Source organism: Desulfofundulus sp. TPOSR (genome assembly GCF_011393055.1).
Classification (GTDB): domain Bacteria; phylum Bacillota; class Desulfotomaculia; order Desulfotomaculales; family Desulfovirgulaceae; genus Desulfofundulus; species Desulfofundulus kuznetsovii.
In genome coordinates, this window is record NZ_JAAOEF010000001.1 from 1,425,625 (window position 1) to 1,440,459 (window position 14,835).

Consider the following 14,835-nt stretch of genomic DNA (forward strand, 5'->3'; position numbering starts at 1 on the left):
CCTTTATTACCCCTTTTTGAGGTTTTGGCTCTCGAACAGGCGGCTAAGTTGCATGAGCATGAACTGGTAGTCAGGCGTGTTGTACTTGCGGTAGAGGGAGGCGTGTTTCTCCACCAGCTTCATGGAGCAGCCGATGGTCTTGCGAATGAGAGGCAGCGGCATGCCGCGCTCCAGCAGTCCCACTACCTTGGCGAAGGTAAGCAAGTAGTTCTCAATACTAGAATAGCTATGGCCGGTCCGTCGTACAATTTCCGTCTCGGTGTAGCCCAGGAGGTATAACTCGATGATCTTGGCCGCATGAGTTTGACCGGGCCCCATGTCGGCAATGTTTCCCCGAGTAGGCAAGATGATTCGATCGTGCTCTTTCATAAGACGCTGGATCACCCCGGGGTGGACGCCTAGGAGAAAGGCGAGGTCCGGTTGAGTGAGAAGCCCGCCTTGGACCCTGGCCTGAGTGGTATAGCGCAGCATTCGTTCCCACTTCAATTTCGAGGAGGCGTCCAGGGTGGCTATCTCGAGGTCTCCCTCGCTGTAGTAGGATACTTGGACAGGTACGAGTTCACACTCACTGAGCGCCTTTCCAGGCGGCTCATGGTCTGCCACTGCGTAGTATACCACGACTTCCGGGGGGCGCTCCTGCGCCAGATTCTCCGCAGCCAGTTCCTACAGTAGGGCTAAGTAGCTGTGGGCCTTGGCCGGTGAGAAGCCGTGTTGCGATTGCAACTCGGCCAGAAACAAGTTGCGAGCATCATCAACCGCCAGGGGAAGAGGGCAGCCGTTAAGGAGTCGCCCGGGTAGCGAATCGGCCAGCTGGGTAGCGCCACCAGTCCGCTGTTCGAGTTCCTGGAACTCAATGACCAGATCTGGATGAAGGCCAAGCTGCCGGCCAATGGTGCTGGCGTCCAGCCCGGCCCTGGTCAGTTGGGCTACGTGTAGGTAATCCATCTGATACTGCTGCCAGGTGGTGGGGCTTAACCAGAGCCGCTCACGGACTGTAGCAGGTTTTACACCGGCAAAGAACTGCTCCATAGCGGCCGTGGCGCGGAACACCCGACCTTGGCGGTACTTCTTGGCCACCCCCGCTACCGGCAGCCGGATGCCCTCCTCCCATAGGGAAATAAGCCGTTCCCGGATGGACTTCGCCGTAATATTGGTGAGGAAACACAGCATGCTCGTGGACAGGGATGCATCTTGCCAGTAAGCCTCCTCGATGAGCCGGGCCAGACGGGCGTTCTGCAGTGCCTTCAGGCCGAATTCGCGGTATACCTCCAAGTCGTCGTGACTCCAGGGTGTGAGTACCACCTCCCGCCGGGGGAGTTCCTGGGCCGATCGCTTTCGGTGTACTTCTCGCCCAGCCAGTGCGGGGAACACGATCTGTTCCTCGGAGCGCTTGACCAGCGAGCGCGTTAAGAGCAGGTACCCCTTCTGGGCTACAAGCCCTGCTTCGCCAGCCGCTACCCCAAAGCGTTCCCGCGTCTGGTGGAGCAGCCAGGAATACACGGTCTTAACGGCCACGGAGTCTACATGGCTGATGAGTTTCTGCCGGAAGAATTTGGCTCGACCCATGAGAGAACCGCCCCCTCTGTAAACTGGACACAAGCCTAGTATACCGGGGACGGTTCAAGAAGTCTATATTCTGTAAACGCTTTCTGGGCTCAATTCGGGCTATCTGGGTTGATGGCGGTGGTGTGAGAGGACGGGGGCTAGCCGCCCCCTCCTACTCGATTAATCGCACAGACGGATAACATGAAATACTTGGTTGTGTCACATCGTGGGGGCAGTCCTTCTTTTCGTCAGGGCCTTGTTAAATTAATTGGCGAGTGCAAAAAAGCACCTTAAATGAAGATCAGGCTAGTGTTTTGAGCGGTGAGGTCTCATAAGGAAAAATTTTTGTGGAGATACCTACTGGATCTTGACACCGACCCAATAGCTGCAGGTTGTTGCTATTTAGGCATTATTATGCTATAATTTTCAAGTCAAATTTTTGGCGTAATCCGCCCTGCTCTACCCCAGGAGGGTAGGGCCGGCAGTCCACAGGGAGGAGGTGTATTCAGTGCGCAGCTATGAATGTGTTTTCATTCTGCGCCCGGATCTCGATGAGGAAAGGGCCGGCGAGGTGGCGGAAAAGTTCAAGTCCCTCGTGGAAAACCACGGCGGGGAAGTCACCAAGCTGGAGAAATGGGGCAAGCGTCGCCTGGCCTACGAAATTGCCCATACCCGGGAAGGCCTGTACATGATCATGCATTTCAATGCCGCTCCGGAAGTGGCCCAGGAGCTGGACCGGGTGCTGAAGATCACGGAAGACGTGCTGCGTCACATCATTGTGCGCCAGGCGGCTTAAAAAGAAAAAATCTCCCGACAACCGACCGGTTATGAAAACCGGCCTGCCCTGCCGGGGAGAGATTAAACCCGAGGCGGTGGAAAGATGCTCAATAAGATCATTCTAATCGGGCGCCTGGTTAAGGAACCCGAACTGCGGTACACGCCCAACGGTGTGGCGGTGGCCAGATTTACCATAGCGGTGGACCGTCCCTTTGCCAACCGGCAGGGGGAGCGGGAGGCTGATTTTATTGACATCGTGGTCTGGCAGAAGCAGGCGGAAGTTTGTGCGCAGTACCTGGGTAAAGGTCGGTTGGTGGCCGTAGAAGGCCGCCTGCAGATCCGCTCCTACGATGACAGCCAGGGGATACGGCGCAAGGCGGCCGAAGTAGTGGCCGATCAGGTGCGCTTCCTGGACCGGCCCCGGGAGGGTCAGGCCGCTGCGGGCGCCGGGGGCCATGATTTTGGTTTGGCTGAGAGCGGATACAGTGAGGTTAATTTCAGCGAGGACGATATACCCTTCTAGCTACTACTTGGACCCCTGGGGAGTGGCTGTTTCCTTAAGGATGGACGGCCGCCGCCCCGAGTTTGGGAGTCAATATTTTGCCATGCGGTAAGGGGTGACTCAATTGGCCAAAAGGGAAAGGGGACGCCGGGGCAAGAAACGAATCTGCAACTTCTGTGTAGATAAAATAGACATTATCGATTATAAAGACGTACCCCGGCTGAAAAAATACATTACCGAGCGGGGTAAGATTTTACCCCGGCGCATATCCGGGAACTGCGCCCGGCACCAGCGGATGCTGACCGTGGCCATTAAAAGGGCGCGGAACATAGCCCTCCTGCCTTTTACAGCCGAGTAAAACACGAAGGGGAACTTGCCGGTTCCCCTTAATTTTTTGCACCATCTTAAGCCCTGCCGTCGAGGTTTGGATTGCTCGGTTATCAAAAGGTCCCTACCTTTAAAATTCCCTGCCAGCGGGGCCATCAAATAACAGGCCCGGGGTGATTGAAGGGGGCAGGAAAACCAGGGCCGCTTCGCGAAATATGTTCAGGATCACGCGAAGGGGGGCAGTCCATGTTCGGACCCCATCACCATCAGGATACGGATATCGCCAAAAACATACGGGTAATTGAGTGGTTGAAGGCAGATTTGCTGGCTTCCCTCTCTGCTCTGTTTAAAGCCATGCTGCGGGGTAATGAAGAACGGCTCATGGATGCCTTTAGCAGCATTATTATTACCTGTTACGTACTGGGGCGCCGGCTGGGGATTAGCTTTACCCGGATGGATCTCAAGCTGGAGTCCAAACTGCGCCAGGGTATCGAAGAGGGACACGAAATGGAACGGTGGTACGGAGATCTATCCGCCCTGCTGGCCCACCTGGTGGAAAAAAAGAGGTGATCCCTTGGGTTCCCGGTTGCGCCATGATGCCCTGGTGGAGGGGGCGTTTTTTGCCGGCCTGACAGTGGTCATCGCCCTTCTCGGTCTCTTTATGCCACCGCTGTTTCTTTTGAGCAACCTCATCACCCCCTTGCCCCTGGCCGTGCTTGTGCGGAGGCATGATCTCAAAACCGGTGCCGTAGCCCTGATGGTGGCAGCGGCGCTTTTATTCGTGCTTTACGGGCGGCCGGTTACCGTGCTGATGCTGGTCATCCAGCTGGGCCCGCTGGGCCTTTTATTGGGGCTGCTTTTTAAAAACCATGTGCGGGCTGGCCTTGCGGTAGCGGCAGCCGCCGTGGTTGCGGCCGGGCTGACCCTGGTGACCCTGGTTCTGGGCTTTTGGATTACCGGCATCAATCCCCTGGCCGTCGGGCCCCAGATGCACCAGGGCGCAGAACATCTCCTCGAGTGGTACCGCCAGCATGGCTTTATCGAGCCGGGGATGGAAGAGGAGCTGCGCCGCCTGCTCCAGGAAATGATGCAGCTGGCCGCTCTTTTGCTGCCGGCCAACCTGGTCATCTGGTCACTGGTTTCCACCTTCATCACCTATTACCTGGGGCAGGTGGTTTTCCGGCGCTTGGGATACGTGGTCACGCCCCTGCCTCCTTTCAGGCAATGGCAATTTCCCTGGTACCTTGTGTGGATCCTGATCCTGGGGCTGGCCTTTTTCATGGGGGGTGATGCCCTGGAGAAGCAATTTTTTTCCGCTATTGGAAAGAACCTTTTATACACCGGGGCCTTTCTTTACCTGGTCCTGGGGTTGGCTGTGGTCAGCTTTTATTTTGCCCGCTGGCAGCTCTCCAGGACGGTAAAAATCCTGCTGGCCGTGGCCCTGCTGCTGTACTGGCCCTTTGCAGTCCTCATGCTGATTACCCTGGGTCTACTGGATTCCCTTGTAAATATCAGGCACTCAGCGCATCACCGCGAAAAGGGAGGCGATGATAAGTGAAGGTAATTTTACTGGAAGATGTGAAGAATCTCGGTACCAAGGGTACCGTTGTGAATGTGAGCGACGGCTACGCCAGAAATTTTCTCATACCCCGACGTCTTGCGGTGGAGGCCTCTCCGGGGAGAATGAAGGAGCTGGCGCAGCAGAAGGCTGTGGAGGCGAAGAAGCGGGAAGAGGCCGAGGCACGGGCCAGGGACCTGGCCGCTCGGTTGGATGGGCTCACCGTACAGGTAAAGGCGAAGGTCGGCGAGGGCGGCCGGTTGTTTGGCGCGGTAAGCAGCAAGGACATCGCCGAGGCCCTGGAACGGCAGCACCAGATTGCCGTAGACAAGAAAAAGATCCTGCTCAAGGAACCCATCAAACAGCTGGGTGAGCAAACCCTGGTGGTTAAACTTCACCCCAACGTACAGGCACAGGTCAAGGTAGCAGTAGTTCCCGCAGAGTAATGGTAAATATTCAGTAAAACCGTTATGAGGAGGATGCGGCGCTGTCCGGAGCGAACGACCTGCGAAGCGCCGGTAACAGCACCCGGTGATGCGAGGCTGCCGGCTCGGCTCTCGAGGACGCCAAACGAAAGCAAATGGAAGAACACCTGTAGGTGACACATCGGGCAGTTTAATATGGTCGGGAGGTAATAGTGTCGATGGTAATCCGCAGAGAGCCAGAGCCGGCCCGAAGCGAACCGCGGTGCGCATCTTACGCGGAGCACTGGAGTGAGCGGGGACAGCGCCGCATCCAACCGGGTTCACTGAATATTTACGAATAATGCAGCAAGGCACGTAGAAAGGAGTAACCGGGGCAATGAAAGTTTTTTTGCATAAATTCAAAGGCAGCAGGGAAGAACCCGGTACCAAGCTCAAGGGAGTGGAACAACTTCGCCGCCAGGTAAACGCCCTCTATGGCCTGGTGGCCAACATCTATGGTTCGGATAAACTGGTTTTGCGGGCCGGGAAACTGAATGTTCTGCATTTAATGCGATCTGAGCACCTGGAAGACAGGGTTCTGGCCCTTCAGAAGCTGGTGTTTGAAGATCCCACCCTGGATGCCGTGCCCGACATTGAGGAGGTTCCGGCCATTTTGGAGCAGATCGAAGAGGAGATTGCCGATATCCTGGCCCGGCGTACGGTGGAAGATGAACTGGAGAAAAAAGTCAGTGAAAAGTTGCAGCAACGGCACGAAGAGTATGTAAAAGAAATTAAAATGCAGGTGCTCAAGGAAAATACCGGCCCGGAAAATGCCCAGACCTTGAAGAAACTGGCTGTTCTGGAAAAGCTGGAGCAAAAGAAACTGGCCCGCTCGGCCATGGAAGTGCTACGCCCGGGGAATTTTTCAGAACTGGTGGGCCAGGAAAGAGCCGTGAAGGCGCTGCTGGCCAAACTGGCCTCCCCCTTTCCCCAGCACATTATTTTGTATGGGCCGCCCGGGGTGGGTAAAACTACCGCTGCCCGGCTGGCTCTGGAAGCGGCCAAGAACATCACCGGCTCCCCCTTTGCCAAGGATGCTCCTTTTGTGGAGGTAAACGGCACCGCCCTGCGGTGGGATCCCCGGGAGGTAACCAACCCTCTTTTAGGTTCGGTCCACGACCCCATTTACCAGGGTGCGCGGCGGGATTTAGCCGACAGCGGCGTGCCCGAGCCCAAGCTGGGCCTGGTTACTGAGGCCCACGGGGGTGTCCTTTTCATTGATGAAATTGGCGAAATGGACCCCGTGCTGCAGACCAAGCTGCTGAAGGTGCTGGAGGATAAAAGAGTCTTTTTTGACTCCCCCTATTACGATCCCCATGATCCCGCGGTTCCCCGCTATGTGCGCAAGCTTTTTGAGGAAGGGGCGCCGGCTGATTTCATTTTAATCGGGGCCACCACCCGGGAACCGGAGGAAATTAACCCGGCCATCCGCTCCCGCTGTGCGGAGGTTTATTTTGAACCCCTGACGCCGCAGGACATCGAGCGCATCATCAGGCAGGCGGCGGAAAAACTGGGGGTGCGGATGGACGAGCAGGTTCCCGGGGTGATCAGCCAGTACACCATTGAGGGGCGAAAGGCCATCGGTATCCTGGCCGACGCCTACGGCCTGGCCTGCTACCGGGGCGGGGGAGAAGTGGGGGAAGAAGGCATTACCTTGCAGGATGTCCATGAGGTAATTCAGGCCAGCCGCCTGAGCCCATACGTCCTGCGCAAGGCCTCCCCGGAGATGGAGGTAGGCAAGGTTTTCGGCCTGGGGGTAGTGGGCTTTGTGGGCTCCGTACTGGAAATCGAAGCGGTGGCCTTCCCGGCCCGCAACCAGGGTCAGGGTACCATCCGCTTTAACGATACAGCGGGCAGCATGGCCCGGGACTCCGTTTTCAACGCCGCTTCAGTGATGCGCAAAATTACCGGCGAGGACCTGGCCAGCTACGACGTGCACATTAACGTGATCGGGGGAGGGCGCATTGACGGCCCCTCGGCCGGGGCGGCCATCTTCCTGGCCATTTTAAGCGCCATCCAGGAAAGGCCCATTCCCCAGGACGTGGCCATTACCGGGGAGCTATCCATTCAGGGGCGCATTAGGGGCGTGGGCGGCATCGTGGAAAAAATTTACGGTGCCCGCCAGGCGGGCATGCGCCGGGTGATCATCCCCGCGGAAAACACAAGCGACGTCCCGGCCGGCCTGCAGGGGGTAGAAGTCATTCCCGTGGCCACGGTGGAGGAAATGCTGGAGCATATTTTCACCAGATAGCCAGTTGACAAGGGCGGCAGTAGACATCAAAGGAGCGGCTTAAAAGACTGCCGCCCAGGTAATTTCCCCAACGTCTTTTTAATTTGCTTATCGAGCGGACAGGTGAAGAACTGTGAGTGAAAAAAGACCGCCGCAAAACATAGATGCGGAACAATCGGTGCTGGGGGCACTGTTTCTGGACCGGGAAGCCATACCCCGGGTGGCCCGGTTGCTCAGGCCCGAAGATTTTTACCTGGAGGCTCACCGGAAAATATATGAGGCCATTCTCGCCCTGGATGAAGCGGGCGAGCCGGTGGACCTGCTTACCGTGACCAACTACCTGCAGGAGAAAAAGCTCCTGGAACTCATCGGCGGGGTTACCTATGTGGCCTCCCTGGTCAACGTCGTGCCCACCGCGGCCAATGTTGAGTATTATGCCCGCATTGTCGAGGAAAAGGCCATCCTGCGCCAGTTGATAGAAGTGGCCGAGAGGATCGCGGGTCTGGGCTATGAGGGCAGCGAAGATGTAGAACGGCTCATGGACGAGGCTGAAAGAATGATCCTGGAACTGGCGGCCCGCCGTTCCACCGGCCTGTTTGTTTCCATCAAAGAAATATTGCAGCAGATTTTCGAGTACATAGAAGAGCGCTATCGCAACAAGGGGACGGTTAGCGGCATTGCCAGCGGTTTTGCAGATCTGGACCGGCTGCTCTGCGGCTTCCAGCCCGGGGACCTGATTATTATTGCCGGGCGGCCGGCCATGGGCAAAACCAGCCTGGGCCTTACCATCGCCCACCAGGTGGCCCTGCAGCACCAGGTGCCGGTGGCTGTATTTAGCCTGGAGATGTCCCGGGCCCAGCTGGTGCAGCGGATGCTTTGTGCCGAGGCCATGGTGGACCAGCAAAAGGTGCGCAGCGGCTATTTGTCCACGGAGGACTGGGCACGCCTTACCAAGGCGGCGGCCCGCCTGGCCAAAGCCCCCCTGTACATAGACGACACGGCCATTCTTTCACCCCGCCAGCTGCGGGCCAAAGCCCGCCGGCTGCAGGCAGAAAAGGGCCTGGGGCTGATCCTGGTTGATTACCTGCAGTTGATGCAGGGCAGCCGCCGGGCGGAAAACCGCCAGCAGGAGATCGCGGAAATCTCCCGCTCCTTGAAAGGGGTGGCCAAGGACCTGAACGTACCCGTACTGGCCTTGGCCCAGCTCAGCCGGTCGGTGGAGCAGCGGCAGGACAAGAGGCCGATCATGTCCGATTTGCGGGAAAGTGGATCTCTCGAGCAGGATGCGGATGTGGTTATGTTTATTTACCGGGATGAGTACTACCGGCCCGATACGGAAAAGCGGGGCATAGCGGAAATTATTGTGGCCAAACAGAGAAACGGCCCCACCGGGCTGGTGGAACTGGCTTTCCTGAAGGAATTCACCAGGTTCATGAACCTGGCCAAAGAGGAAGTACCGGGAGGGCCTGAGTAGCAAGGTATTCCAGTTGTAAAAGGGTTTTTGGCGGTTCCCTTTACCCAGGTCCCTGTCATCTTCGCTGGTGACAACCGGGGAACTGTCGTTTTGCGGAAATACACACAACTGCGTCACTTCCGTGAACTGGGTGCGGTCCAGTGCCGGGAGATGCGTGTATCCCGGGCGCTGGCATTTCTTTTTGAAATTATTTTATGATAAAATAGTGGCGGATAAGCACCGGGGCTTCTGGCGGTTCTGTTTGATTAAGGAAAAGGAGAGTTTCTCTTGACATACCCCTGCCACTTTGCTAGAATCAACATGTTTGGCATGGTGACCCGGGCATTTGGGTTCTTTTTATGCTCTGAGTGGTGAAAAAACGAACATGTCCCGGGGTTTGCTCAAGGAGGGATGAAAATGGAACAGGTTTACGATGTGATAATTGTCGGTGCAGGTCCCGCCGGCATTTTTACTGCCCTGGAGCTGGTCAGGCAAAAAGGCGGCTTAAAAATCCTTATGCTGGAAAAAGGGCGGGATTTGGAAGAGCGCAAATGTCCCTCCAGAGAAAAGAATAACGCCTGTTTTCACTGCAACCCCTGCTCCACCATCTGCGGCTGGGGTGGCGCCGGAGCCTTCAGCGACGGCAAGCTGACCCTGTCCACTGAAATTGGGGGCAGCCTGGAGCAGTATATCGGGGAAGAAGCTCTTGGCGAGCTGATTGACTATGTGGATAGAATCTACCGGGAATTTGGGGCGCCGGAAATGGTCTACGGCCTGGAGCATGCGGAAGCCATCGAGGAGTTCCAGCACCGGGCCGCCCAGGCGGAACTCAAGCTGATCCCCGTGGCCATTCGCCACCTGGGTACAGGCCGGTGCCAGGAAATTCTGGCCCGCATGAAACAATATCTGCTGGCCGCGGGGGTGGAAATCCGCACCTCCTGCCCGGTGGAGTCCATCCTGGCAGAAAATAATCAAGTACGGGGCATAATTACCACCGGGGGAGAAATCATTTACGGCCGCCATGTGGTTCTGGCCCCCGGCCGGGAAGGGGCCGAGTGGCTGGCCAGGCAGGCCCAGATGCTGGGACTGACCACGGTGGTCAACCCGGTGGATATCGGCGTGCGGGTGGAAGTGCCGGCGCCGGTGATGGAACCCCTGACCCGGGTCTTCTATGAAGCCAAGTTTATCTATTATTCCCGGGCCTTTGACGATAAAGTGCGCACCTTTTGTATGAACCCCTACGGTGAGGTGGTCATGGAGAATAACGACGGCCTGGTTACCGTCAACGGCCACACCCATGCCTACCGTAAAACCGGCAATACCAACTTTGCGGTTCTGGTCAGCAAAACCTTCACCGAGCCCTTTAAAGAGCCCATTGCCTACGGCAAGTATATTGCCAGCCTGGCCAACCTGCTGGGCGGCGGGGTTATCGTCCAGCGGCTGGGCGACCTCCTGGCCGGGAGGCGGAGCACGGAAGAAAGGATGCGCAAGTGCCTCACCGTTCCCACCCTGACCAAGGCCACGCCGGGAGATCTGAGCCTGGTTTTCCCTTACCGGCATCTGGTGGCCATTGTGGAAATGTTGAAAGCCATGGACGAAGTCGCGCCGGGAATCTATTCCCGTTACACCCTCCTTTACGGGGTGGAAGTGAAATTTTATTCTTCCCGCCTGGCCCTGACCCGGGGCCTGGAAACCCAGGTGCAAAATCTCTTTGCCGCCGGAGACGGGGCGGGAGTAACCAGGGGTCTGGCCCAGGCGTCGGTGTCCGGGATTGTGGCGGCGCGGGAGATCCTGAAAAAGTGGGGGGATAAATAGAGCATGTCAACGCTAGTGCTGGTGGGTGCCCAGTGGGGAGACGAGGGGAAGGGAAAAATTACGGACTTTCTGGCTGAAAAGGCCGACCTCATTGTGCGTTACCAGGGCGGCAACAACGCCGGCCACACGGTGGTTGTGGCGGGCCAGCAGTTCAAGCTGCATCTGGTTCCTTCGGGCATCCTGTACCCCGATAAACTGTGCTTGATTGGAAACGGTGTGGTGGTTGATCCCGAGGTCCTCCTGAACGAGCTCGATAACCTGGCCGCCCGGGGGATTTCCACGGCCAACCTGCGCATCAGTCCCCGTGCCCATGTCATTCTCCCCTACCACCGGCGGCAGGACCAGTGCGAGGAAGAAAGAAAGGGTGCATGGCGCATCGGCACCACCTGCCGGGGCATCGGTCCGGCTTACACAGATAAGATTGCCCGGGTGGGCATTCGCATGGCCGAGCTGGTGGATGAGGAAGAATTTCCGGGTCTGCTGGAACGAAATCTCGAAAACAAGAACCAGCTCTTCCGGGAGATTTACCATAGCAAGGAATTTAAGCTGGAGGACATTTTGCCCACCTATTTAAGCTATGGCCGCAGGTTGAAACCTTTCGTGGCCGATGTGTCCGTCATCGTGAACGAAGCCATTGAGCAGGGCAAGAAGGTCCTTTTTGAAGGTGCCCAGGGGACCCTCCTGGACGTGGATCACGGTACTTACCCCTACGTAACCTCGTCCCATCCCGTGGCCGCCGGGGCCTGTACCGGTGCGGGCATTGGTCCCACCCGCATTGACCGGGTGATGGGTGTGGCCAAGGCCTATGTCACCAGGGTGGGTGAAGGCCCCTTCCCCACAGAGCTAAAAGATGCCCTGGGGGACCATATCCGCACCCGGGGTGGGGAATTTGGCACCACCACCGGCCGGCCGCGCCGCTGCGGCTGGTTTGACGCCGTGGTGGCCCGTTATGCGGTGCGGATCAACGGCCTGGACTACCTGGCCATCACCAAGCTGGACGTACTTACCGGTTTGGAGACCGTCCGCCTGTGCACCGCCTACCGCTACAAGGGGGAAATCTTAACCGAGTTTCCGGCCACCCTCAAGGTGCTGGCGGCCTGCGAGCCGGTTTACGAGGAGTGGCCCGGCTGGCAGGAAGACATCAGCCGGGCCCGGCGCTATGAGGACCTGCCCGCCAGTGCCCGGCGGTACCTGGAGCGCATCAGCGAGCTGGTGGGCGTTCCCATAGCCATTATTGGCGTCGGTCCCGGGCGGGAGGAGACCATTGTGACCCGGGAGGTATTCTAGTTCCCTTTGCCCGGTGGAAAAATATGAGGCCGGCGGTGCATTGTCGTCACCGCCGGCCTCAATAACATGGAAAGCGCCACCTTTAAATCGCTAAAACTTTTTGAACGACACTCCTGGCCATGCAACAAACAACCATAAAATTTTGTGTTGACACCGGTGTCCATCTATAGTATCATAACTACCGGTAACGCTATCGTGAGCCATTAGCTCAGCTGGTAGAGCACCTGACTTTTAATCAGGGTGTCGGTGGTTCGAGTCCACCATGGCTCACCATGGCCCCATGGTCAAGCGGCCTAAGACACCGCCCTTTCACGGCGGTAACGCGGGTTCGAATCCCGCTGGGGTCACCAATCTTAAAGCCCCGTGAACAAAGCACGGGGCTTAAATTTTTTGCCGTTGCTACGCGAATAACGCCGCGCCTGTGACTTTACAATATGACTTTACAATAACTACCTTACCACCACCCGGTACTCCCTGAGCCAGGTGTCAACCTGAATGAGGTAGGCCAGGAGCTGCGGCCCGCGCATCAGCTGGCCGTACCAGGGCCTGTTCATGGCCGGCGCATCCAGTTGGGCAAACTGGCGCACAGCCTCAACGTCTATAAAGGGCAGCAAGGGGGAGGCTGGGTCGTCCAGAATATCCAGGAGCCACCGGCGTACGGCCTCAGAATAGGCCGGGTGATGGGTTTTGGGGTAAGGGCTCTTGCGCCGCAGGAGCACCTCCTGGGGCAGCACCCCCGCCAGCGCCCGGCGCAAGATACCCTTTTCCATCCCCCCGCAGCTTTTCATCTCCCAGGGGATGTTCCAGGCGTATTCCACCAGGCGGTGGTCGCAAAAAGGCACCCGCACTTCCAGTCCCGTGGCCATGCTCATACGGTCTTTGCGGTCCAGGAGGGTGGCCATGAACCAGTTAAGATTCAGGTAAAACATTTCACGTATGCGTGCTTCACGGGAGCTTTCCCCCGGAAGCCGCGGTACTTCGGCCAGGGTGTCCCGGTAGCGCTGCGCTACATATTCCTCCGGCCGGATCATGGCCAGCAGTTCCGGTGACAACAAACGGGTCCGCCCTCCAGTATCAAGCGCCCAGGGGAAGGTGCGGGCGGCCAGGGCACCCTCCCTCCGGAACCAGGGATAGCCGCCGAAAATTTCGTCGGCGCACTCGCCGGACAGGGCCACGGTGGCTTCTTTTTTGACCTCCCGGCAGAAGAGCAGAAGGGAAGCGTCTACATCGGCCATACCGGGCAAATCCCGGGCCCGCACGGCAGCGATTAGCGCCTCCACCAGCTGTGGCGCGTCGATCAACACGGTCCGGTGGTGGGTGCCCAGAAAATGAGATACCTGTCCTACCCACCGGGCATCGGAATCGGGCTCGAATTGATTGGGCCGGAAGTGACGGTCGTTATCCACATAGTCCACCGAAAAGGTACGCAGTCGCCCCGTACCGTTTTGCTGGAAGGCATCCGCGGCAAAGGCCGAAATGGCGCTGGAGTCAAGGCCGCCGGAAAGCAGGGTGCAGACGGGCACATCAGCCACCAGCTGCCGCCGCACCGCATCCTGCACAAGCCAGCCCACCTTGTCGGCGGTGGTGTCCAGGTCGTCCGGGTGGGGGTGGCTTTCCAGGGCCCAGTACCGGTAAACGTGCACACCCCGGCGGTCGTAAACCAGGCAGTGGCCGGGCCTCAGCTCCTTTACTCCCCGGAAAACGCCGTGTCCCGGCGTGCGTCCGGGGCCCAAAACAAAGATTTCGGCCAGACCTTCAGCGTCCACCTCCGGTTGTACGCCCGGGTGGGCCAGGAGGGCCTTCAATTCTGAGCCAAAGATAAAAGCGCTACCCCTTTGGGTATAAAAAAGGGGTTTTACTCCCAGCCGGTCCCGGGCTATGAACAGGCTTTGCTCCTCTTCATTCCAGATGGCAAAGGCGAAAATACCGTTCAAGCGCGGCACGCATTCTTTGCCCCACTCCATAAATGCCGTGAGCAACACTTCCGTGTCCGAGTGGCCCTGGAAGCGATAACCCCGGGCTTCCAGCTCCGCCCGCAGCTCCGGGGTGTTGTACAGTTCACCGTTATAAGTGATTATATACCTGTACTCCCCCTTCCGGCGGATCATGGGCTGCCTCCCGCCCGCGGGATCAACCACTATCAGGCGGCGGTGGGCCAGGGCGGCCCGGGGAGACAGCCACACCCCGGCTGCGTCGGGCCCGCGGCAGGCCAGGGTTGCCGCCATGTCCTCGAGTACGGTCTTTTGCCGGGTGAGATCCTCTTCCCAGTCTACCCAGCCGGTAATTCCGCACATATGACTTTCTCCCTCCCGTAAAACCCGTGCGGTTTGCGCTGCACGCGACCCGGCAAAAAGAAAGACGCCCTCGCAAGGCAGTGGTTTGCTGCGCTGCGGGGGGCGCCTTTGCCCGGGCCCGTAGTTGCTTCGTGGCAATCCTTACGGCAGATTCCGTTATCCAGGTTCATATTATGCCGGGGAAGCGCAAAATGTGCGGTGAAATTTTTATGTGAGATGCAGGTTAATTCGTATCACTTTTATGAGAGCTGAGGGGCAGCAGAGCATGGAATTTTTAAAGGGTGAGAGGGGATGCGTTCAGCTTTTAATTCAAGTCCAGAGACGAAGTCAATGAGCATCCGGTTCACAAATTTTCCGTCTTTCTGCATTTTTAGATAAAGCCGGGTCATTTTCCCACCAGTCAATACCCATTTCCTTTGCTTTATCTACAGAAGCAATTAAGAGCCTGATTTTAATTTTTAAGAGTTCGACATCGGAAAGGCATACCGTAATATCCCCGGCAATCACAACCCCTTTATCTAATATCCTCTCTAATACTTCGAGGAGACTTGAAGTTTCCATGCTTTGTCTTAACGCCACTATA

14 protein-coding genes and 2 tRNA genes are annotated in these 14,835 nt (G+C 57.5%); 12 read left to right on the forward strand and 4 right to left on the reverse strand.

Annotated features, from left to right (window positions below):
- Positions 1–6: 6 nt before the first annotated feature.
- Entirely contained in the window at positions 7–618 is a 612-nt protein-coding gene (locus G7K71_RS07055; RefSeq protein ID WP_166342966.1) for a DUF1670 domain-containing protein, read from the reverse strand.
- Between the two features lie 45 nt (positions 619–663).
- Positions 664–1,566 (reverse strand): DUF1670 domain-containing protein, encoded by a 903-nt coding sequence (locus tag G7K71_RS07060; RefSeq protein ID WP_166342965.1) that lies wholly within the window; start codon positions 1,564–1,566, stop codon positions 664–666.
- Positions 1,567–2,053: 487 nt separating this feature from the next.
- Here G7K71_RS07060 and rpsF point away from each other — a divergent pair, with 487 nt between their 5' ends.
- From rpsF to G7K71_RS07120, 12 genes are all read left to right on the forward strand, one after another.
- Positions 2,054–2,341, forward strand: coding sequence for a 30S ribosomal protein S6 (gene rpsF, locus G7K71_RS07065; protein ID WP_166344537.1), 288 nt, complete (start codon positions 2,054–2,056; stop codon positions 2,339–2,341).
- Between the two features lie 84 nt (positions 2,342–2,425).
- Positions 2,426–2,845, forward strand: a complete 420-nt coding sequence (locus tag G7K71_RS07070; RefSeq protein ID WP_013824529.1) for a single-stranded DNA-binding protein — start codon at positions 2,426–2,428, stop codon at positions 2,843–2,845.
- Between the two features lie 103 nt (positions 2,846–2,948).
- On the forward strand, positions 2,949–3,182 hold the full coding sequence (gene rpsR / locus G7K71_RS07075; protein ID WP_013824528.1) for a 30S ribosomal protein S18: 234 nt from the start codon (positions 2,949–2,951) through the stop codon (positions 3,180–3,182).
- 215 nt (positions 3,183–3,397) lie between these two features.
- Positions 3,398–3,721: a MazG-like family protein gene (locus G7K71_RS07080; protein ID WP_013824527.1), complete on the forward strand. Its 324-nt coding sequence runs from the start codon at positions 3,398–3,400 to the stop codon at positions 3,719–3,721.
- 4 nt (positions 3,722–3,725) lie between these two features.
- A complete protein-coding gene (locus G7K71_RS07085) occupies positions 3,726–4,709 on the forward strand; it encodes a YybS family protein (RefSeq protein WP_166344539.1) in 984 nt (327 codons plus the stop codon).
- Entirely contained in the window at positions 4,706–5,155 is a 450-nt protein-coding gene (rplI, locus tag G7K71_RS07090; RefSeq protein ID WP_166344541.1) for a 50S ribosomal protein L9, read from the forward strand. Before G7K71_RS07085 ends, rplI begins: the two co-directional genes overlap by 4 nt.
- 355 nt (positions 5,156–5,510) lie before the next feature.
- Positions 5,511–7,424, forward strand: coding sequence for a Lon family ATP-dependent protease (gene lonC, locus G7K71_RS07095; RefSeq protein ID WP_166344543.1), 1,914 nt, complete (start codon positions 5,511–5,513; stop codon positions 7,422–7,424).
- A 112-nt stretch (positions 7,425–7,536) separates the two neighbouring features.
- A complete protein-coding gene (dnaB, locus tag G7K71_RS07100; protein WP_166344545.1) occupies positions 7,537–8,877 on the forward strand; it encodes a replicative DNA helicase in 1,341 nt (446 codons plus the stop codon).
- 396 nt (positions 8,878–9,273) lie between these two features.
- The gene (locus G7K71_RS07105) at positions 9,274–10,671 is read left to right on the forward strand and encodes an NAD(P)/FAD-dependent oxidoreductase (protein ID WP_166344547.1); all 1,398 of its coding nucleotides are present in this window, start codon (positions 9,274–9,276) and stop codon (positions 10,669–10,671) included.
- Between the two features lie 3 nt (positions 10,672–10,674).
- Entirely contained in the window at positions 10,675–11,958 is a 1,284-nt protein-coding gene (locus G7K71_RS07110; RefSeq protein ID WP_166344549.1) for an adenylosuccinate synthase, read from the forward strand.
- A 197-nt stretch (positions 11,959–12,155) separates the two neighbouring features.
- Positions 12,156–12,231, forward strand: a tRNA-Lys gene (locus tag G7K71_RS07115).
- Between the two features lies 1 nt (position 12,232).
- Positions 12,233–12,308 (forward strand) — tRNA-Glu (locus G7K71_RS07120).
- A 99-nt stretch (positions 12,309–12,407) separates the two neighbouring features.
- Here G7K71_RS07120 and asnB read toward each other — a convergent pair.
- Complete coding sequence (gene asnB / locus G7K71_RS07125) at positions 12,408–14,252, reverse strand: asparagine synthase (glutamine-hydrolyzing) (protein WP_166344551.1); 1,845 nt, start codon at positions 14,250–14,252, stop codon at positions 12,408–12,410.
- 327 nt (positions 14,253–14,579) lie between these two features.
- On the reverse strand, positions 14,580–14,831 hold the full coding sequence (locus tag G7K71_RS07130) for a gas vesicle protein (RefSeq protein ID WP_313884903.1): 252 nt from the start codon (positions 14,829–14,831) through the stop codon (positions 14,580–14,582).
- Between the last annotated feature and the right edge of the window lie 4 nt (positions 14,832–14,835).

Coding starts and splice junctions, on each gene's coding strand:
- G7K71_RS07060 (WP_166342965.1), bottom strand. CDS start 1,566: ATGGGTCGAGCCAAATTCTTCCGGCAGAAACTCATCAGCCATGTAGAC.
- G7K71_RS07070 (WP_013824529.1), top strand. CDS start 2,426: ATGCTCAATAAGATCATTCTAATCGGGCGCCTGGTTAAGGAACCCGAA.
- G7K71_RS07080 (WP_013824527.1), top strand. CDS start 3,398: ATGTTCGGACCCCATCACCATCAGGATACGGATATCGCCAAAAACATA.
- lonC (WP_166344543.1), top strand. CDS start 5,511: ATGAAAGTTTTTTTGCATAAATTCAAAGGCAGCAGGGAAGAACCCGGT.
- G7K71_RS07105 (WP_166344547.1), top strand. CDS start 9,274: ATGGAACAGGTTTACGATGTGATAATTGTCGGTGCAGGTCCCGCCGGC.
- G7K71_RS07110 (WP_166344549.1), top strand. CDS start 10,675: ATGTCAACGCTAGTGCTGGTGGGTGCCCAGTGGGGAGACGAGGGGAAG.
- asnB (WP_166344551.1), bottom strand. CDS start 14,252: ATGTGCGGAATTACCGGCTGGGTAGACTGGGAAGAGGATCTCACCCGG.